9 protein-coding genes are annotated in these 23,810 nt (G+C 39.8%); all 9 read right to left on the bottom strand.

What is annotated here, in order from left to right:
* Positions 1-62: 62 nt before the first annotated feature.
* A complete protein-coding gene (locus ACT3CD_RS11285; protein ID WP_444645733.1) occupies positions 63-4,565 on the bottom strand; it encodes a rhamnogalacturonan lyase family protein in 4,503 nt (1,500 codons plus the stop codon).
* A 113-nt stretch (positions 4,566-4,678) separates the two neighbouring features.
* Entirely contained in the window at positions 4,679-7,447 is a 2,769-nt protein-coding gene (locus tag ACT3CD_RS11280; RefSeq protein ID WP_444645732.1) for a T9SS type A sorting domain-containing protein, read from the bottom strand.
* A gap of 155 nt (positions 7,448-7,602) precedes the next feature.
* Complete coding sequence (locus ACT3CD_RS11275) at positions 7,603-9,384, bottom strand: RagB/SusD family nutrient uptake outer membrane protein (protein WP_444645731.1); 1,782 nt, start codon at positions 9,382-9,384, stop codon at positions 7,603-7,605.
* A 55-nt stretch (positions 9,385-9,439) separates the two neighbouring features.
* Complete coding sequence (locus tag ACT3CD_RS11270) at positions 9,440-12,580, bottom strand: SusC/RagA family TonB-linked outer membrane protein (RefSeq protein WP_444645730.1); 3,141 nt, start codon at positions 12,578-12,580, stop codon at positions 9,440-9,442.
* Between the two features lie 18 nt (positions 12,581-12,598).
* On the bottom strand, positions 12,599-14,221 hold the full coding sequence (locus ACT3CD_RS11265; RefSeq protein WP_444645729.1) for a fasciclin domain-containing protein: 1,623 nt from the start codon (positions 14,219-14,221) through the stop codon (positions 12,599-12,601).
* 57 nt (positions 14,222-14,278) lie between these two features.
* Positions 14,279-16,093: a fasciclin domain-containing protein gene (locus tag ACT3CD_RS11260; protein ID WP_444645728.1), complete on the bottom strand. Its 1,815-nt coding sequence runs from the start codon at positions 16,091-16,093 to the stop codon at positions 14,279-14,281.
* Positions 16,094-16,173: 80 nt separating this feature from the next.
* Entirely contained in the window at positions 16,174-17,733 is a 1,560-nt protein-coding gene (locus ACT3CD_RS11255) for a RagB/SusD family nutrient uptake outer membrane protein (protein ID WP_444645727.1), read from the bottom strand.
* A gap of 43 nt (positions 17,734-17,776) precedes the next feature.
* Positions 17,777-21,055 carry a SusC/RagA family TonB-linked outer membrane protein gene (locus tag ACT3CD_RS11250; protein WP_444645726.1) on the bottom strand — a complete coding sequence of 1,093 codons (3,279 nt, stop codon included), beginning with the start codon at positions 21,053-21,055 and terminating at the stop codon, positions 17,777-17,779.
* Positions 21,056-21,108: 53 nt separating this feature from the next.
* A complete protein-coding gene (locus tag ACT3CD_RS11245; protein WP_444645725.1) occupies positions 21,109-23,499 on the bottom strand; it encodes a fasciclin domain-containing protein in 2,391 nt (796 codons plus the stop codon).
* Positions 23,500-23,810 lie beyond the last annotated feature (311 nt).

Below are 23,810 nucleotides of genomic sequence, written 5' to 3'. Positions count from 1 at the left end.
TTGTTTTCATCCGGTAATTGACTTGATGTACAAACTACCGGATGAAACTTTGATTAAAAAAACTATTCTACGATAAATTTTCCGACCAATAACCTACCGTCGACCAAATAATGGATAAAATAAAGACCCTGCGGCCAATCTGAAACATCCAGCACGATACGTGATAAGCCAGCGGTATTATCAACCACCTTTATTAATCTTCCATTAACATCAACAACTTGCATAATACCGTCATTATCTGATAGTTCTATATAACAAATTTTGGATGCCGGGTTCGGATAAATGGTAAGAGAACTATTAATTACAGCCTCATTAACAGAAGTAGCAGTTGTTATTTTTAATACCCCTGAAGAATAAAGTTCAGAAAGATCCCAAACCAAACCTTCAGCCGGAACAGCAGGCTCAATAGCTGTAAACGTCCCACTAATAGACGGCGCATCAATAATTTTAAAAGAAGCTCCACTAACGTATGAGCCGCCTGTCAATTCAATATTCAAAGTACCATTGGCCACGAAAGAAGTAGAACTAACAATTCGGGATGCCGATTGAAATAACCCGTTTACTTTCACATACAGTTCAGAACCCGATTTCATAACAACAGATTTCGTAACCGTAAGTTTTGAACTAGAATTTCCACTACCAGGCATAATTTTGCCACCTGATTCAATATAAACAGAACCAGTAATAGAGCCAGGCCCAGTCAAAGTAGCTCCCGACATGGCATAAACAGTGCCCGCTCCAGTTGCACTTCCCGAAGCGTTATTAACTGACAATACCCCCTCATTAATAATAGTCGACCCACTGTAGGTGCTACTTCCCGAAAGTGTAAAAACCGCAGTCCCTACTTTCGTAAGGCTGCCTCCCGATATCACCCCAGCAAACTCACAATCCACATTCTTAGCCCCTATCTCATAATTATGACTTCCAGTTAAAGAACCATACCCTGTAAGTGCACCAAACTTGATAGTCTTACCATTAATATTATACGCATTTACAGAACTTCCAATATTAACCAAAGCATGGGGTAACCCATTCGTATTATTAAAACGCATTTCGGCGTCGCCACTATAATAGGTTGAATTAACATTAATAACACCGCTAAACGCGCTCCAATTTCCGTTGAGATCAGAACGAACAAAGGGAATATTAACATTCAAGGTTCCACTGCCGGTCAGCGTTCCTGTGTAATAACATCTGGAGTCAAGATTAATGGTTCCGCTTTGACCTTCAGGAACCTCAATCGACATACTATTGGTATTATATGAATAGCTGTTATCATTATCCTGAAAAGTACCACCTTCCAAAATCAACCGGGCTCCCGGTCCTGAAGTATCACTTAACTTTACCAGAGTACCCTCTCTAACAATGGTCCCTGCGTGATTATTTATCCCAGACACGATTAATTGTCCGGAACCCGTCTTTGTTAACCAGCTTCCGACAAAAGAACTGTTCCAATAAACCTTGCCATCAACATCCAGCGTGCCACCGTTTTCGCCTATCGTAACAGCTCTTTGGGCAGACATGTCACCCAGTGGACGCAGCACTCCGCCATTTATCTCCAACAATGAGGCATCTTCTGAGACACTCCCAATAGCACCAATTTGATTCAAGGCAGGCATCTCAGCCACTTCCAGAACACCCTCTTCGATGGTTACTTTTCCGGTAAAATCATTATTATTCATAATGGTTAGGATTCCAGTCCCTTTCTTGAGTATTGAAGCAGACCCGGTGATTTTACCAACCCCATCAAACACATAATTTTCAGAACTATTAACAACGATACTTGATGGCCGTACATCCTCAACAATATTAACATTTGTAGAAGAGGCTCCATCTGTGAAAAGCACCTCATCACCCACAAGAAAAACATCACTAACAGCACCATTCATAAAATTGGCTGTCTGGCCAAAATCCCAGGCTTGCAGGTTTAAAGCACCATCCCAAATAATAGAAGTCACCTCACGCGTAGCCTTAACCACGAGAACTACTTCACCATCTTTAAACTCGAGAGAAGCCAAATTATTTTCAATACCGTTAATGGATAGCCCGGATAAGTCGCCCGTAAGTGTACCCGACACCGTCATCACCACATACTCTCCAGCTTCAAGTCGGTCGGTCCCATCAGCCAGTTGAACATTCAAATTCAAGTTGACATTATCATCCAAAAATAAATCACCATCAATTACCAACTCATCAGCATCATCTCCCTCAACCGCTGACCAATCAAGCTCTATTGCACTACCTTCTTCAAGATGGAGTTGAGCTCCAATTGTAAGCGACCCAGTATGGTTTTGCCCACCAACATAAAGTACAGAACCATACCGAAGCGTCACACCATTATTAAGCAATCCTGTAGCACTTAATACCGAATGATATTGAGCTGTCACGGCACTATTAATCAATTCTCCATTAACAGACAACGCTCCACTCCATATATCAGTGGCGCCAGTAAAATCATGCGTCCCATTGAGCGAAAGCGTTCCGGCACCTTGTTTAACTAACAACATGCTGCCGGTAAGCTTTCCGGTAGAAGCCGTCAGCGTATAATTACCCGGAGAATTTACGGTTAGTACTTCGGGAGCCATCGTATTCAAAATATCAACAGACACATCAGCTCCGGCACCGACATCAAACAAAACATGTTCGCCATCGGAAAAAGCCACATCATCACCATTCTTATTCCATATAGCCGACGAATTGTCCCAGGAACCGCTACCAGCATACACTAATCGATTATTACTCATGACTGGTGGTGGTGGAACGGTTAAACCTTCGGCTTCGCCCAGAAAATAACTAACATGAGGGGGCTGATTGTAGCCACACATCTGCCAGCAGATAGCCTGACGGTATTGATGATCGTGCATTAACGAATAGTTACGGTATACAGTAGGATCTACCGTTGTATAAATACGAATAGCCTTATTATCCTCTCTTCGCCAGACAATCTCTTCACGCCAGTCGCCCAGCAAGTCAGCCTGTAAACTAGGAGTCCCTTTGGTATAGTTACATGACGTTGCGCCTGAGGCTTTAAAAATAGTTCCAACACCGTGTTTCATAACCGCACCAGTACCATAACCGGTTGTGGTTGAAAATCCCACGTGATCAACCAATTCTTCCAACAGATCACCATCCCAATATACTCTAAAATTCTCAGCCAAAGAACCAGTTCCGACCTGTTCCAAAGTAGAGGCTGAAAACATTTTAGAACCTCCCCAAACAGCAGCTCCTATTATATCGTCTGAAATATTAGCCGCACAGCATCGGCCACAATCATAAGTTGTTAAATGATGAATGAGTATTTCGCCTGTGGCACCGTCGTATAAAACAGTTCCCCAAACGGGAGAATTCTCCAGACATTTAAAAATTTCAATCCCTTTACGATAAGGATCCAAATCGCCAACATGCAAAGCATCACCGTGGCCTAATGCGGTAGAATACAAACCAGTACCATCATCATCAACGGTCATCGACCCCCAAACTATCTCATCACGACCATCACCATCCACATCGGCAATGGTATAATTGTGATTTCCCTGACCAAAATAAGCACCACTGGTACCCGAGTTAAATTCCCACTTAAGAACCAACTTATCATTAACAACATCATAAGTTCTCATGATTGTTTTTGTATAGATGCCGCGACCAATAAATAAACTTGGTTTTAGCCCATCAAGGTATGGCGCGCCAAAAAAATATTTAGAAGCCCGATGCCCATAACTATCACCCCAATCAGAAGATTGACCCCGTGGAATAAAATCTACACGATCAAGCTCCACGCCTGTTTCGCCATTAATAAGAGACAAAAATTCAGGTCCCTCATTCATATATTGCATATTAGCCGCAGTACCAACAGAACTGCGATAATTTGTTTTTCCATCACCATCGGTATCCCCAATTTGGGTTCCATCGCCAAAGATAGTTCCTTCGGAGGTACGCATAAACACCTCAGCTTTACCGTCCTCATCAAAATCGAAAGCCGCGATATTAATCTCAACATCAGGCAAAATATTTGGCCCCACATTAATTTCCCACATCAGCGTTCCATCCATCTGGTAAGCTTCGAAGTAAGAAAAGGGAGCTGATTCATTGGCCCAATCTTTATAAATACGTTTTACTATAATTTCATATTGACCATCACCGTCCAAATCAGCAGTGGTGGCATCATTTATTTCATATCCGTCAGGTCGATCGACCACCGGAATTTCGAGATATTGTTTATCCCAAGGAATGACCTCCTCACATTGAGGCTGTTCCTCGCCTTTAATAACAGCACTAACAGTGTAACTAGAAGTTGTTGTGCCGGAAGCATCCAAATAATTAGAAACTGATAACGGCGTCGTATTCAATTTCACATTATCGCGATAAATATTATACTGAGTATCGTACCATTCATAACCTTGAATGCGCCAACTCACAAAAACGCCATTAGTCGTTTTTACAGCCACAAGACCTCGGTCAAGAGTCTCCATCTTTCGCTGAGAGAATAAAGTTGCCGAAAATAAAAGAAACAGCGCACTCAATATAAACCAGGTTCTTACAAACGGTTTTTTTTGAAAAGATAACATAATTGTAATGTTTTACTGGCGCAGCCAGAAAAAGGAATAAAGAAGAAAGGAGAAAAGAGCAGGATGCAACCGAAGCTGCATCCTGCTATAAAAAATCAAACTTAGTACTTAAATTATTTCACAACCAATCGACCAACTTTTTGACCATTGGCAGATGTAACTTTTACCAGGAAAATTCCTTTTTGTGAAATATTCAGAGGTTGTCCGGACTGCAGATTAGATTGGCTAAAAATAACCGTTCCACTCATATCAAGGACCTCAACGCTAAATTCACCTCCTGTGTTTATATAGAAGGTTCCATTAGAAGGATTCGGATATATTGAGATTTCCTCACTACGAATATCACCTACAGAAGTTAATTCAGAAACAACTTTTACAGTTGCTGTAGCCACAAGATTATATTGCTGACTATACTCATCTGCAACAGTAGCTACCATGGCAATTGTATAAGTTCCCAATTCAGTAAATGATGGTGTATAAAGTGAATCGGTAGATAGTAAAACAGCATTTTCTTCACCAAGTGTAAGATCGTACCATTCACGAGAAACCAATGTAACGCCTTCAGTCAGGATGTATTCCATTTGGTTACCCTGACCTGCTAACATTTCCTGAGACTCAGGTGAAATACTCAGACCAACAACTTCAATAGTTGCTACATTTTGTGTCTCAAATGAATTCGTGCCATCACTACCTATTGCAATTACAAAATAGGTTCCACTCTCACTAAACTGAGGCGAATAGTTGGCCTGATTTTCAGAACCCTCAAACATGGTCCACGGGCCAGTAGAAGAATTACTCCAATACCAGGCAAAAGAAGTCAACCCAGCGTTATCTCCGTTAACGGTTGAAAGTGCCGTACCGATAGGAGTGTCAACCCCAACGTATTGCTTAGCGTCATCAGCCAATGCAAACGCACGCGTGTCAAGTGCTTTAACCATCGTATAACCGGCAACATTATCATACCACAAGTAGGGTTCAAAATTGATGTCGTTACAAGCAATTTTGCCGGAATCAATCAATGCCTTTACAAAACTAAGTTGTTGACCTGTAAAATGAGCAACTGCTGCATCATCAATCCAAATTCGGCTGGTTGAATCATTGCCATAATGAAAACGACCAGCAACATCAGTAAAAAACTGAGCATTATCTTTCAGCACCAAAGCTCCTCCTTCAGTCATGGCGTCGCTATATGCCATCAGCAAGTTAAGAACCTTAAGAACACCATCTCCCTCTACAACCACTGTATCGGCAGCATACTCAATCCGGAAATAAGTCGAAGTATGATCCACCGTACCTGATTTAATAACAAACTTACCATCGGCATAAACGTCAGCTCTCAAATTCATAATCGAGGTATCGGGTTTGTCTACAGTAACAAGCGCGTCATAAATTTCTAACTTATAAATAGTATCATTGGAAGCGCTTGAAAAAACTGCATCATAAGGAGTACCTGCATTGAACACCAAGGCATTCTTAAAACTGGCAGCAGCTGGATCGAAATTGGCTGCATAATTAGCATCAGCACTAAAAGCCCCGGTCCACGTTAAACCTTTAGCGACAGAAGACAAACCTTCAACAACAAACAATATTTCGGTACTACGTTGAGGTACACCATCAATTGTAGCTTCAACTACCAAATAATGGTTGCCCGTTTCGGCAAATTTAGGTGCATAAGACTCCGTATTGGCCATTGGGTCGAAAGAAAGATAAGGGCCTCCTGGTGTTGTCGAATATTTCCACTCTATGTCACTATAAACACCGTCAATTTCAGCAGTTAAAGTATACAACGTGGTATCGACCCGCACAAACTGAGTATCAAAATAAGGCGTAATAGAAATTTTATCTGAACCTACATAAACCTCAACATCATCAGTCTGAACATCAACACCTTCGGCATCAACACCTTCACATCTCACAAAATACGTTCCTGGTTCTGCAAAAGATGGTGTAAATGAAGTACCGGTTTCTGCAGGAGTAAATTCCTGATAGGTCTCTTCACCTTCCATCCGATATTTCCAAACCAAACTTTGGGCATTTGCAACCCTCTCATTTATCAACAGATTAATTTCAGTACCCATTTCCCCGGCAGTAAATACCTGACGATCTGAATTTGCAATAATAAACACATCATTAGATACAGCAGAGAAAGTGGTTGTATTAGCAACAGCATCATAGGTACGAACAATAGAATAATCGCTACCTCCGTTTATCCATCCGTTATCAACATACTCCTGTGAAAAGTTACCACCAACAACCAGTTTCCCGTCTCCGGTGATGATAAACTGCCCTCCTTCTCTAGTCAAATAAAGACGGCCTAAACTTCCAACCTGAAAGGTGCCGCCTTTTATTTGCACCTGACCTCCAGCGGTAGGCGTATTACTATTTCCCATTAAAAGATTCTTTGGTATGATGAAAGTTCCACCTTCAACAATAATAAAACAATCATCAGACCCCATTCTTACAATATTATCCTTAGAACGGTGTTGAAAAGTTCCACGTTTCAGAACAATACCCGTAAAATTCCAATCGATACCACCACTATTCCCTGTAGCTAAAGTCAATGTCGTTTCATCGGTATCAAAATTGATGGTTAAAGTAGGTCTCTGGGCCTCGGTATCTGCGGTATAAATATTCAGACTGTTAAGCGCAATATCGGTTGATCCTGTAATAACGGGAGCAACCGAGTAAGATGAATCGCGAGGAATAATAACATCTTGCCCGGAAACATCACCTGCTGGATCCCAGTTATTTTCATAGGTAAAATTATCATTTTCCGCACCAGTCCAAGTCATTTGTGCGCTCAAAGGCGCCGCTAAGACCAGCGCAAAAGCCAGACCTGACAATCGGCGTAAAAGCCCAATTTGGTAAAGATTCTTTTTCATAACAAAAGTTTTAAATTAAACAAACTCACTTTATTAAAACACCCTCCATAATTATCCATAAAAAAACCAACGAAACGTCCTGTTTCCTATTTAGCAGTTTTTCTTTTCAAACAGGATTATTTCATCATGAATAAAATAAACAGGCGCCTACCCCTCTACTGAAGAGGTAGGAACCAATTTTTCTTATCCATTAGTCGTGCTCTGACCGCTTCGCCATCCTGATTGGCTCTATTCAGCTTTTCAGCTATTTTGTCAGCCAATATTGAGTTATCGCCCCGACGCAAAGCGATCCGCATTAAGTCGCCCCATCGTTCTCCTTCAAACGCCAGTTCCAGTGCAGATTCATCCAGCAATTGATCTTCAATCACTAATAATGAATCGCCAATCACTTCCCGATTAGGTAAATACACCCGGTTCCGAACGCCATTATTACGAAACCATGGTTGACGTAACATAGGCGGATTATCCGAGACTCCAGTCATACGGGCATCAAAATCATAAGGGAAAGCCAACCCTGTTTGCATCCTTAAAGTAGAGTCGGTATAATTATTGGTCGCCTCTGGATATTTACTGGGATAATTAGCTCCAATACCATTGTTCATCAACGCATAAGCAACTTTGGACTGTCCATCCCGATTGGCTGCTTCACAATAACGAAGGTGAAGTCCTCCAGCGCGCCATAGCTGCCATTGACCATCCTGCCCAGTGGTTGAGTAAGTGGCGCCATAATAGGAATTCATAATTTGTTTAAGCGCTACCGGCTGATCACCTTCCATTGTATACGATCCTGAGGCTGCATACGAATTCGGGAAATAGCCTCTAAAATCGCCCTGAAAACCGTTTCTTTGAATTTGTCCGTTCCAATTATCGATAGCGCTTTGCGATGGTTTTAAAAGATAATCGCCTTCATCAATAGAAAACAATTTTAGAAAAGGGTTGGATGAAGAGGTTCCATCGAAATACAAAACCCAGATCCATTCATTTGAATAATTGGTAGACTGAACATCCATAAACATATAAGTCCACATATTTTTGGCACTCATACGGTCATTCTCATAATATCTGACATAACCACTATTATAACGACTGGAGGTTACTCCTAGCGTTGCTGAAGCATCATAAGGCAGCTTATACAAATCGAACAAATCGTTTCCACTCAACCCTCGTTCCATAATTGTTTTAAAATAAACCGCTGCGGCATTATAATTTCCATCCCACAGATGTAATTCCCCCAAAAGATATTCCTTATCGATATACATATATTTTGTATCATAACCCGACACAGGTAACAGCAGATTCTCATCAGTATAAAGACCTTTATAAGGAATTGATTCCATTGCATTGACAAGCGTATCAATCATCGTCTCGAGTGAAAGATAATTCAAATCCTCTGAGTCTAAAATATCATCAACGGATACAATTGGCTCTGTAATGTAGGGTACCCCACCTTTTCCCTGATCGGAAAAATGCATGGAAAGCTGTAAGTAGGTCCAGCTTCGGACTGCCACCACATCTGAGTAACGCATGTAATATTCTTCACGTGACAACAGGTGTTCGTCATACATAATTCCAAAATTCTTAATTACATCATTGCAATTATTTATTAATTCGAAAAAAGGACTGGGATCAGCGTATTCACAATTCTCAGCACCATCTTCATGCATCGACAAAGCGCGCAATTCGGGAGACGCATTTTCCGTAACATCCAGCAAATCGGCTCTTAATTCATTAAGAACTATATACTGAGGCGCCAAATTACTCAGCTGTCCGTAAACACCACGAATGGCAGCATCAGCGTCATCTATTGTTTGCCAGGCGCCATCGGCCAACAAAACATCTTTAGCATCCGCTTCTAAAACATCGGTACAGGAAAATAGCCCCCAACCACCTAGCAGAAACGTAACTACTGCAATTATATAAAACTTAAACCTCTTCATGTGCTTATATTTTTATCGTGTCCTAAATTTGTGTTTAACAGTTCTTCTCTAAGGTCTATAACCCTATTTTAAGTCCCACCAAAAAAGTTCTATTCTGTGGTACCATACCCAGATCAATACCTTGCACCAAAGCACTTCCCCCAGCACTAAATTCAGGATCAAGCCCCTTATAATCGGTAAAAGTGTAAAGATTTAAACCGGTGATATAGGCCTCCATATTTTTAAACAGCGAGGTATGCAAAGGTATTTTATAACTGAGTGTAACACTCTTGAGTCTAACATAAGAACCATCTTCGATCCAACGATCAGAAAAACGGTTGTTCCCCATAGGATCACCAAAGCTTGCTTTAGGCATCTCTGTCATTTGACCCTCATACTGCCATCTGTTCAAGACCGATCTGATTTGATTATCAAAACCAGTCATTTGCTCCATGGTATATCTCATATAATTAAAAACATCACCACCATAAGAAAAACTCACCGAAGCATCCAACGATAACCTTTTGTATCTCATGGAAGACGACATTTCTCCAAACAGATCAGGTGTAGGATCTCCAATCACTTGCATATCATTTTCATCAATAACGAAATCCCCATCTCTATCCTCAAAAATCATATCACCTGCACCAAAAGGCACAATAGTACCATTATCCATCAAATTGGATAAACCCGAAGCGCTTGCTGCTTCTGATGTACTAAATACGCCCTGCGTTTTATAGCCATAAAACTGATTCAACGGTTGCCCTTCAGCGGTCAAAATATTTGCACCATAAAAAGTACTCAATCGTTTATTATGCCATAACTCATCCACATTAGTGGTAAAATTTGAGACAACTACACCCAAATCCCATTTAAAAGGCTTGTTGATAATACGGCCATTAATAAAAAAGTCCATCCCTGTTGTGGTGACACCTCCAATATTTGCATAATAGCCCTCAAAACCACTATAATAGTCACTTGTGACGTAATCAAACATATCGGTTGTTTTACTTTGATAATAATCAACCGATAAACTAAGCCGCTCTTTAAGCAGTGCCAAATCGAATCCGACATTAGTTTTGGTATTTTTCTCATACCCAAGCTCCGGGTTCCACAGATTTCCAAGAGTAGATCCCTGATATCCTAAGAAATTAATGGTATTATAATATCTTTTGGAGGTATAATTACCAATATCATCGTTACCTGTCAAACCATAACTTGCACGAATTTTAAACACATCCACCCAGTTAAGCTGATTCATAAAAGGTTCGGCTGAAACCAACCACGCACCAGATACGGAAGGGAAAATGCCAAAAACGGTATCAAACAAACTAATGCCATCGGCCTCAGCTCCAAAACGGGAATTCCCGTCGAGAGAGAGACTGGCGGTTAAAAAGTATCTCTTTTTAAAATCATAATTTGCATTAAGATACAAATTCAAATTAGACCATTCACCAATAAAACCACCCTTCTGCCGGAGTAAATAATTACCTGAACCCAAGGTGTGGATCTGGTCATTGGCCGAATTATAATCGGCTCCCCAATCTTCTTCAAGATTATTCACACTTAAGCGAGCCCCAACAACAGCCTTCAAACCATGGTTATAATTAAACCTGTTTGAATAAGTAGCTCTTAAATCATTATTTACCACCATGTGTCTTAACACACGCGTCTTCATTCTATTTTCAATAACACCTGTAGTAACGGTATCGGGAGCTACGCCTTCGCTCGGAATGAATACATTCTCACGGGTTTTATCAAACACAATACCAACAAGATTTTGAATATCAAGATTATCATTAACCTTTACATCAAAATTAAAAGAGCCCGACAAACGATAATTCATGCTGTTCTGCTCCATCCCTGATAATAAAGACACAGGGTTGCTCACACCAAACAAATCATAATCACTGTAATCAGGACTAACAATGCCTGTTTCACTTTGTTGATAGGGCTGTAAAAAAGGCGCTTTAATTCGGGCCTGATGCACCGGATCAGCAACACTTTCAAGCCCTGTACCGGTTATAGATTTTTCGATATAATAAAAACCAATATTGGAATTGAGTGTCAACCTTTTTGAAATGTTAATATCGGAATTGAAACGCAGGTTAAACCGGGAAAAGTCTGAATCATCAACCGTTCCACCCTGTTTCATGTACCCTACATTAAGGGCATACAAAGCAACGTCATCACCCCCTTTAATGACAAGCCCGTAATTACTGGAATAATTGTCTTTAAAAACTTTCTTTTGCCAATCGGTATTATTTCTATAAGTATAATAGTCTGCGGCAGTAGCATCATTCTTCAAAAACGGCATTTTAGCAACCGAATCAAGAGATAACCCTGATGAAATCAACATTTCGTTGGTATATAATCGGTATTGTTCGGCATCCATCAGAGGAAGAAGCGAGGGCATCTGTTCAATTCCCCCACTCATAGCAAAATCGATGCTGGTGGCCTGTTTATTGGCATGATTTGTACGTATGAGAATAACGCCATTCGCAGCTTTAGCACCATATATAGAAGCCGCATCCCGCAATACCGAGACGCTCTCAATATCATTTAAATCAATACCTCCTAGCGCATTTGACCGCGAACCTGGGATCATTGAAGTCCCATAGGTATTTATGTCATACATCATACCGTCAACCACCACTAAGGGTTGGTTAGAAGAATAAAGCGACGAATAACCTCTTATAAAAAGGTCAGAACCCAACCCCTTAATTCCGTTACGTTCAATTGCATTAACACCGGCCACCCGGCCATCAAAGGAAACTTCAGCAGACGAAGCCATTTGCTTTTTGAGGTCATCAAGATGGTTAACCCCAGCAACCGATTGCGTCGTATAAAGTTGTTTGATGTCAAAATAGCCCGTATTGAGTTCCTCCTGAAAAGAAAAAGAAGTCGATTCCTTTAAATATATAATTAAAGAGTCCTTTCCGGCGACAATGACATCTTTAGAATGGTATCCCACTAAATTAACCGAGACAACATCAGTTTCGCCAGTTATCTGGAGGGAAAACGCACCGTCCATATCTGTAAAAGACGAAGAGACCTCTCCGCAGGTAACTGAAGCAAAAGCAACCGGCTGTTTACTGATCATATCCAGTACGATCCCCGATACAGTTTTAACGTTTGTTGAATCGTTTTGCGCCTTGACATAACCCCTCCCGGGGATAAACAGGGCAACAAGGATAAAAAGCAATTTATAATTCATAGCAAGCATATTTTCTAGTTATTCGAGAACAGGTACTAAACGAAGATAATCAACCACGACCGCCATTTTGGCTTCTAGCGGAATTATCCGAAAAAAAGCATATTCCATATATCGATAATCGTAGTACCCAAGATCAATTTCATCATCAAGTGGATTTTCAGAATAAGGCTCGGTAGAAACAGGAATATAATATGACGTTTCATCGGATGTGTCATATACCACATCGGCGGTACCGAATCCACCTGTTGAACGAAGTTTGTTATTATTTGGTGACAACCCTGTAAAATCGCGTGTTGTTTTATCCCTTAACACGGTCACCGGCGCAATATATTGACGCAAAACTCTGGTCGTATCCGGCCACTTTGGTGAGGCATTAAAATCAGTAAAAGCCCTCATTTTCACCCTATATTTAACAGAACTTACAAGCGGCCCCATAAGTACCATCCCCTCTAAAATACCGCTACTGGATTGATTGTCAAGAATTACATCAAAACCATTCAAAGCATTTTCTTTTTCGCGAAAATAAAGACCGTCGGAACCGCCACCTGTCCGATAAAAATATGGTTTATAAAAAGAACTGGTACCAGTAAAAATAACCACCGATTGTTCGGCGTCAACCAAAACAGGCAATATTTTATGTTCTGATTTGATATGACAATCAGATACCAAATAAGTATAACCATTACTGGCTTTAAACGACTGAGTCACACTACTACGAACAAAAGGAACTTTAATATTAAAATAAGAAATCAGGGTATCAGGCACTGAAGACAAATCATAACTACCGCTGAAAACAAAATCTTTCGCAACGTTAATCCAAATTTGAGCGCTATCGCGCGATGTTGGAATCACATTTGACTCGCGATCATCAAGACGAAAATAACGTTCAAACTGATCAAAATGAGACTGAAAGACGTCATCAGAAGGAACTAAAAAAGTAAAAAGAGAATCCTCGCTTTGCAAATCAGCAACCTCTAACAAAAATTGATTCTGAATGTAAACAACAGAGTCACGGTAAATCGGTTTCCCCTGATCATCGGTTCCCAGATAACCTGAAGCCTCAGCATCAAAATAGACGAAATCCAACGAGCGTAAATATGTTATAAATTTATTGTCAGGCGCATCAGTCATCACCCAATCCCAAATTGTATTACGAAGCGCAATGGGAGAACTGACCACCTGCACAAAACCATTCTTCAACTTAACTTCTTTAGTGGTTTGAATGGACACGCCATCAATCAATGCCTTAGAAGGTTGATAATAAAACTTTTTACCATTCATCATGTACACTGAATCATCAGCGGCACCCGACCGTGATGAAAACAAACCAAAAGCAATATGATTAAGAGCAAACTGCCTTTTCTTGACCTCATTGTTTAAAACGCTTTCATCCAACAACTGCATAGCTTCATTGGTTGGAATCCAAACGGTATAAACAGTAGAAGAATCAAGCATTTGAGCGACAGAAGTACTCTTCAAAATATCATAAAACTGTGAATAATCACTCTGACTTGCAATGTAATCCGTCAAACTTAACTGATTGACCTGATCGGATACTTCGACATATTCATCCCAGGTATCCTTACAACTACCAAGCATAAGCAAAGCAGCTATGGCCACAAAAAAAGAACCCTTGCTCATATATTTTATTTTTTTTCTCATTTTAATATACTTTCAGCAATTACAATTAATTCCAGTTTATTTCTGAGGGAAATTTCCATTCAGCAAATCTTCGAGATAAACAAAAGAACCATCATTTACATTAATACGGGGCCAATTCTGATCTTCACCCTCCGGAATAAAATGAATCTGATCAAGCCACAGATAACTGCTGGCACCACCACTGATTGCTTCGAAATGCAATTTCTGCGGACCGGTTTCAGTTACAATGACTGTTCCTGCATATTGGCTCGACATACGTCCCCATCCGGAATCTCCCATCCAGTTGTTACGAATTCCCGCAGCTATACGCTCTTCAATTGTGGTTGAATCGGTTGAATACCAATCTGACGGTTTGTAAGAGTATATTTTATACCCTGAAAGATTCAATTCGCCATCGCTTGGATATAAGCGGCCTTCCTCGTCACTACCTATTGAACCTGGAGCTTTACCACAATCTATAATTTTTGTTGTCTGTTCGTCGTTAAAATAGACATAAAATTTAGGCATTCTGGACGAGCTTGGAACATTTCGTGTACAAACCCAAATTTTATAAGTTCCTTTGACTAACGTAGGTGTCGTAAATGTAACTGACTTCACCACTTCCGGACGTAAATAAATCTCAAAAATATCATTTAAAACGGTGTATCCGTAGGAGTTACCGCCACCATAAGAATAGGCAATACCCTGTGATTCAGGATCCCAAATAATATTTTCGAGTTGACCATATTCAAGCCATTGATAAAGCTTGCCATAAACACCCGGCATTTTCAAAATCTCAGTTTGCTCAGTTACTTCCCAATATACGGGGAATGGATACCTCACTTTGATAGAAAAGTCAGATTCCATAAAATGAATAACGCCGTTGGCAACTGTCTGATCTGACATTTCCCGGTTAACCTCAAAGCCTGGCTCATGAACGCCAGCAAAAGTGTCATCATTAATCAATACCGATTCTCCCTGACTTTTAACCGTTAAAACTTCTGACGGTGCAAGTGTTGAAACAACTTTGGCTGATATTAAATCAGACACGAAACGAATCTGATCAGGTAATACGTGATACGCCATATAATAATACAAACTATCCCGACCTGAGGCATCTTTTGTGGAACCATATTTAGCTTCAAGATCTTCGAAAGAAGCAATTCCATTATCCTGATACTTTTGGTCTGAAATGGCAAAAATGGTATACCAGGTTGTATCTGCATCTTCAGCCGAAGGGAGTTTATTCAATACAGTATCAAGACCTGTTACTTCCAGCGCTTTGTTAAAAAAAGAATAGTCATCCATATCCTTCAGATAATCGACCACCGATCGCTTGTCAGGTTCCACCACCTTGCTTACAACATGTATAATACCGTTGGTAACCCTAATATCTTTTTGAATGATGGGGGCTGTTTTATTAATTTTAGTTACAATTTCCCCATTTTCAAAATAAGTCCCCGTAGTAAGATACTGCCCCTGAAGCGTCGGGTACTCCATACGACCATCCACAAACGTTTCAGAGGGAATGGTATCGCGAATAACAGAAAAGCGTACAAAATCTTTCCACTCCTGATCAGAGATGTCATCAATTGAAGCCATACCCTTTTCATTCAAATAATTCGTCATCGCAGTATTGGTAGGAGCTATACAAGTATAATTCCCATAAGCTTTAAGAAAAGCAATGGTCTTTGATTTATGCAATACATCCAAAAACATTGAAAAAGAATCGGGGTTTTGCTCAAAATACTCCCCAATCAAAACTTCGTAGTTAGTTCTCTCTTCAAAATCAGGATCTTCACATCCGGTATATGCAAACATGGCAAACAGAGCTATTAGGCAGCCGGCCACTTTATAAATTGGTCTATTCATGATTTTTAAATTTGTTTCCATTCCATTCATCGTGTCATCCGAAAACTAATTGTCTCTCGCATTCCTACTTGAATAATTTATCATTCAGTTACATAAAAAGGATTCTGAATCAGCAACGGATAAGCGGCATCAATATCATCCTGAGGAATTGGCATATAATGATAATTTTCATCTTCCATTTTAGCTTGAATAGAGAGCAAACGGGTTGCAGGCGCACTCATTATCAACATATCTTTAAGAAGGCTCTTCTTGGCATAATTATCACGTTTGGCAAAACGCAAAAGGTCAAACCATCTTTTACCTTCAAAAGCAAATTCCCGTGCCCTTTCTTCCAATATATAATTTAGCAGACCATCGCGCGAAGATGGAGCACCCTGATAGGTTTGCTCAGAGGCCCTGGCACGGGATCGTATACGAGTAATAAGACTGTTGGCCTCATCAGCCCGCAGTGCATCAGCCGTCGCATCGCTACCATTTATCTGAAGCGCCAGTGCTTCGGCCTTCATCAATAATATATCAGCATATCGATAAACAATAAAATTGGATGTCGCCTGACTGGAAGCCTTTTCAATATTTTTACTCAATCCTATATACTTCCAAAGAGAATAACTTCGGGAAGAACGATAGGAGCCACGATCAGCCCTAACATCAGCACTATCCACACTGGGAAGCAACTCATCAATTGGGAAGAAGGCTTCCATAACATCAGGATTAGCTCTATAAGCCTGTGTTTCGTTAAACAAGGAATAAAAAGGGTTCAAAATATCCTGATCAAATTGCAATTCGAATATCCCCTCGATACTATTCCCTTTATGATATAAATTATAAAGCCAATTATCATCGGCAATCACCAAACTAAATTTGTTAGAACTAATGATATTTTCACAAGCCTGCTCAGCCAGCTGTGCATCACCGGCCTGATCACGCCACAAATAAAAATCGGCCATAATTGACCATATTGTGTAAATTGTAACCCGTCCTTTATCTTCAGCGTCGGTGGTGCCATACGTTGTAACAGCATATTTTTCTGCCTCTTTTAAATCAGCCTCAATCTGATCCCATAGTTCGGACTGATTCTGAACTTTAACCGCTTTCACAACCTGATCATCAGAAGTCGTAGCAGTTGTAACAAGCGGCACTTCACGATAAGTCTTATTCAACAACAGATACATCATAGCGCGAATGGTTAATGCCTCAGCTCTGTATTGATTCATTTTATCCACAGAAAGCGCCCCATCGATGGCTTCCACATTTGCAGCATTTTCAAGCACCTGATTACAATAATTAATGGTGCGATAAATAGAATTCCATTTCGCAAATCCATTATCAGATCTCAAATCCCCCTGATAAATCATCATATAATCATTCACCAAAGTATTATAATAAGTAATCATATCTGCTCTTATCTCGCCCCACAACAACATTAACTCGGGAACAGAATAGCCTCCACTGACATTATTTCCCAGCATAGAAGCATAAATACCCATAGTTGCTGATTTAAGATCCTTCTCCGACTGCCAAAAATCCTCCACAATAATGCCGTCATCCGGTTCAAGGAATAACCAATCCTCACATGAAGTAGATACTACACTCATTATGAGAGCAATAAAAACAACTTTTATATTAAAATTTCTTTTCATGTTCCAAATATTTAAAATCAATGATCGCTTCAAGTTATTCCATTTAAAAAGTTACAGCAAGATTAAAGGTAAACTCCCGAGACCGGGGCGTATTCGAATAGTCATATCCAACCGTATAAATGGTACCATCTTTTGAATTTATGCTAATATCAGGATCCTGTCCGCTATAATTTGTTAAAGTGAAAAGATTATTAACCGTTGCAGACATACGCATAGTTTGAAGTCCTAAATTATTTACAAAAGTACGGGGGAAACGATACGTCAGCGTAATATACTTCAAGCGCATAAAACTGCCATCTTCCACAAATCGGTCCGAGCCCAGATAATTATAGCCTTTACCCATTAGAGCTCTCGGAATATCGGTTTGATCTCCCGGTCTACGCCACCGCCGTTCTACAGAAGCCAACTGATTATCAAAATTAAACATTGCTTCGCCTTTCATCTTCGTCATATTGATAACATCGTTGCCAACACGGAAGTGAAAGAAATAATTAAACGACCAGTTTTTATACTTTATTAAAGACCCGAAACCACCAAAGAAGTCGGGATTTGCATTTCCCAGATACACTATATCACTGGCATTGATATTCCCATCATGATTAATATCCTCATACCTGGCATCTCCCAATTCAAAATAATAGCGGGCATTATCATAATCATACACCATTGGGACAGCATTCCCATTAGGATCCGCAATTTGATTTCCATCAACATCACGGGCAATCAACTGGCTTTCATCGGTATAAACGCCTTTATAGCGATAACCATAGAAAGATCCCACTGGGTTATCAATCTGAACAATATTTTTATACTCTCCGTTACCGATTGTTTCGTTACGTTCAAGCGCAAAATTGTCCGAAACCGAACGTAATACATTATAATTACGTGCAATATTAAAATCAAAAGTCATCATCCAATCCTTCTTTTTGATCGGAATAGTACGAATAGAAAAGTCCCATCCAAGGTTATCCATCGTTCCCAGATTTGTATATCGCAACTGAGAAAATCCTGTCGTTGAATTCACCACTGTTTTCTCAGCAAACATGTCTTTTGTCCGCTTTTGATAATAGTCGAAGTCAAAACTAAGACGCCCATCAAACATCTCTGTGGTAATCCCGTAGTTAGTTTCAATAAGCGTTTCCCATTTAAGATTTTTCAACTGAAGATCGGTAGTATAAATAGCGCTGTTACCCAGATAATTCCAATCGAAAGAGCCAATATTACTAAAAAACAGACCTTCATATTTAGGTGAATTACCATTCTGACCATAACTAAACCTAAGTCGTAAGTCATTAAGCTTGGTTGCCGACAGTAAAAAATTCTCTTTAGAAAGTCGCCAGGCTAAGGACATCCCCGGAAATAACCCAAATCGGTTGTTATCATCGAATTTTGAGTTTCCTTCATAGCGGGCGCTAAATGCCATAATATACTTGTCGCGAAGAATGTAATTAATCATAGCCGTTGATCCAAGGCTACGACCGTGCCAAGGACCTGATTCAGGGCCTACACCTGACTCATTCACTTTTGAATCATTAGATGGATCCTGCTGAACCGACGAAACCGAATTAGAAGTCCATATCTTATAATAGTCCCCAATGTTTTCGTTAGTCGTAAAATTTAAAGCGGCATATATCTGATGTATGTTGTTAAACGTTTTATTGTAGTTCAACATATTATTGGTATAGATGTAATACGAATCATCATCCTTATCGTACGCTTTATTCACCCATTGATTGGTCCACTCTTTTCCTGAGGCAGTCTGGGGTAGAAAACGATTGATTTTGTTGGTTACAACATCAAAAGACAAGTCCAGGGTATATCTAAGTCCAGGGATAATATCATAATAGAGAGAATATTTTGTGGTTATCCGATCGTTGGTTGTTTTGTTTACCCCATCAGTTGCCATCGCCACCGGATTATATGTGGTTGGAAAGGTTCCCTGAGAGTTGCTTAATGGCGAAAAAAAGTTATCTGTTTTGTTGCCATAAGCATCATATTCATAAATGCTCATGTTTGGCATTTTTTTATAAGCAATACTTCTTACATCGGTTCCTTTATTACTACGTATTACGTTATCATCGGTAAAAGTCCCATTGGTCACCCCATGAGCCACAGAAAAGTCAGCACGCATCTTCAGCTTGTCGGAAATGATATAGTCCAAATTCAAACGAGCCGATAAACGATTCATATCGGTGCCTAAAGTTGTCCCCTGCTGATCCTGATAGTTCGCTGAAAAACGATAAAAAGCCTTCTGTCCACCCCCCGTGATTGAAAAATCATGATTATTCACGTAACCATTGCGCGACACGGCACTCATCCAATCTGTGTTAGCACCATAATTATAGAAATAATAAGGTTCATCAGACGAGTTGGAAAACTCTTTAAAATTGGCCGTATTAATAGGAACACCGAAAGAATTATAATAAGCTTCCTGTATCATATTTGAATATTGGGCTCCACTTAGTAATGGGACATGCCCCGGATCGAAAGTGTAAGTACCACGATATGTATAGCTTACCACCGGCTTTCTTGAACTGGTACCACGTTTGGTAGTAATAAGCAAAACCCCGTTTGCGGCTTTGGTTCCCCACATGGCTGTGGCGGCGGCATCCTTAAGCACAGTTATTTCTTTAATATCGTCAACCGGGATATTCAACATTTGTGAATAGCCTTCTTCATTCGCGGTCCCGAAATTAAAATCGGATGAAACATTTACTTCATAAGGAATATTATCTACCACAATCAGAGGAGTTGAGTTTGCAGTCAAAGTACTGACCCCCCGAATCCGAATGGACATTCCGGCCCCTGGATCCCCTGAATTAGATGCGATATCAACACCAGCCAAACGGCCCTGTAGAGCATCATCAATACTTGAAGCCTGTAAGTCTTCAAAATTATCGGCCGAAATTTTAGAGATCGGGATAGCCAAATCACGATCAGGGACAGTCATAACCCCCGTGTTGGTTCTACGTTGCCCCACAATTTCGGCACCTGCCAGTTGAACAACACTTTCACTAAGTTTGGCATTAATAACTGATTTGCCAGCAATATCAACAACCAAATCAATGTAACCAATGCTCGAAAACTGTAATTTGTTATCGGTACTACTAATTTCCATCAAATAGTCACCATCAAGATTAGTCACAGTTCCATTTATCAAACGATTGTTCTTATCTAATTCGGCCACAGTAACACCAATAACCCCTTGGGGCTCTAACTCACTGGTTACTTTACCTCTGATGATGGCACGCTGCTGGGCTGTTGCAACAGAAGTGACAAACAATACGAATATTAGCAATGCCGATTTGAGTATTTTAAACATAAAATCCATCATTAAATTCTCTAATTAATATCCTCTACAAGATTCAGATAATATTATTCCTGAACTCTGTAATCCAAATAATTATCTATAACATGAACGATACAACGATTTCCCAAAATATTATAGGTAGATGTACTTGAAACATTCACATTAGCCGTTCGTCCTTTCCAATCCGTAACAGTAAGTGTCCCCGGACTTCCTTTAACAGCATTAATAGTGATCGTGGCGAATGTTCCGTCTTCTTTTTTCAAATAAGTGGCATAGTTGCCGCCTGCATTTTCGCCTACCGGAACATTTCCCCGAATGATATGATACTTGGCAAATCGTTCAATAATTTGATTATGCTCTCCAATAACATTCGGATCACCATTTGGAGCAAAACTGGCAATAGGCAATAAAACACCATCACTAACAGCGGCGTCCATAGCCGGGTCATTTGGCAGAAACATGGTAATAACATTCGTATTTGTAATATCCTTTATAGTTTTATCATCCACATCATAAGCGGTCCCGGAAATGGGAGTGCTAACTCCGTCATCGTTAACATAAGTCGCTTTTGCAGCTTTCTCAAGATAAGATAGCAGTTTAGAGGCTCTGTTATTAACATTTGAAAATGAACTAACTCTTAACAATTCGCCGAGATTACCTGTGGAGAACAAAATGGGAGAAGATAATTCATACGATTGACCATTAACAGCACCACTCTCAACGACATTTTCAATTGAAGGCCGTTTACTAACCGGATTTCCAGACGCATAAATAACGCCGTGGTCATATTTCAGATACTCTTCTCCATAAGTCAAAACAACACCTGTGGAATTCTCAACATTAAAGCCATCCTCAGCCATCCCATTACTAACTAGAATCAGATGCAAATTCACAAAACGCTGTAAAGCCTGCGAAGCACTACTACCTAGTTCCGGACGATTAGGATCATCGGTGAATTCCCATGAACCAGAAGCCGCATTATAATTAAAACCAGCTTCAGTGAACTGATCATTTGAAACAAGAAATAAGACCAGTTTATTCCCTGTATTTTTTAATAATCCTTCCAATTCAGGCGCCACGTCACTCATGGCCTGATACATCATGGTATAATTTGGATTCAGAAGAATATCTCCCAGTACCGTTTCAAACGCATTGGTTGCCTGCACTTTGTTGACGACATAAAAAATACCATTACTTCCCATTTGAGCTCTAACAACATCACCTCCTACACCAGGAGCTGAGCCAGCGTTAAACCGCGCTGTCTCACCATAATAATTTTGCGTCTTATCAAATTTAGTTGGCCAAACAGTAGTACGAAACAAATGCGCATTGACAAACTCACTAATGACAAACGAAGGCATTTCGTCCAGGTTATTATAACCAAACTTAAAAAACTTATCACTAAAAAACTGATTAACAGCGTCATCTGTTGGCGCAAAAAGCGTAAACCCATCTTTATAAGCGTCCATTTGCTCGGCCTGAGAAGCTCCACTCCTATACAGAAAGTTCTCGCAGTTCAATGAAAAAACTAAAGGAGAGTATCCTTTAATATAAATATCTCTAGACAAACCTGTGGCCTGCTCATAGGTCAACTCCAGCGCATCAGATGCATCCTGATAATCAGCCATATAACGTTCTAAAATATTATAGAACACTTGACACTCTTCAGCATTTTCGAGGCATTGATCCAAATTATCCAATGGTAAAATAACTTTATCTACCACATGAATAATTCCATTCGCCCCCCAAATATCTCGTTGACTTACATTCGCACCGGCCACGTTAAAATCTGAAAGCTCAACATTAGGATATAAATAATTGTAATCATCCTGAGTAATCCCTTCAGCAGCCATAAAAGCATCGGTAAAAAAAGGAATATGCTTTCTGTTATGAAGTTCATAATAATAGACCCAACCAGAACCTGGGATATCCCTAACGGAATTTACATCTACCAGATTATAATCTTTTTCGACCCAGGCATTATTCTCTTTCACCCATACTTTTTTCTCATAAACACCACGTGTATAATAGCTTTGGCGTTTAAAAGCAATATCAGGAATTATTTCATCGCCAACATTCCCCCTATAATCATCAATGGTGTCCTTAGAAGCAGGAACTACAGCCAATGAATAAGAAACAATATCCTTAGCCAAGGATTCGTTGATCTCATCAATAGAACCAAATCCATTATCCGAAAGGAACTGGGAAAAAGCTTCGTCATCAGGAGCGAACACGGTAAAGTAGCCGGAGCCTTTCAAAACTGATGCGTAACCAGATTTTTCAACACATGTCAAATAATTTTTAAAAGTTCCCATCTCATCAAGCGTCTGATAAATGGGTTCTCCAAGCCAACTGGGGCTCGAAAAATAATCATCGTCATTCTCGCAGGCAACCAGTGCCAAAATCGAGAAAAACAACAAAATTGCTCCTCTTAAAAAAGAAAAAACTCTCCTCATAACTATATATTATTAATATTTACGTGCAAAACAGTCATTACTTAAGATAAATCATTTTTGGTCTCAAAAAACATGTATAAACAAATATCTTCATGCAACAGAAACCCATCATCTTGAGTCAAATTCACAGCAATTACAAATGCTACAAAAGCCTTTTTTTAATCCATTGTAAAATTCATACATTTTTTAACTGCATGCAATACACAAAATGGCAATAATTTTACATTTTTTGACACTTCTACTATCTTCATCAAACAAAAACACATACATAAAGAACCCTAAAAACAACTAAACATATAGCAATCAGGAAT

This window comes from Geofilum sp. OHC36d9 (assembly GCF_052400685.1).
GTDB lineage: Bacteria > Bacteroidota > Bacteroidia > Bacteroidales > Marinilabiliaceae > CAZHHH01.
Note: the sequence above shows the minus strand (reverse complement) of the source record. Positions and strands in the feature narration are given on the sequence as shown.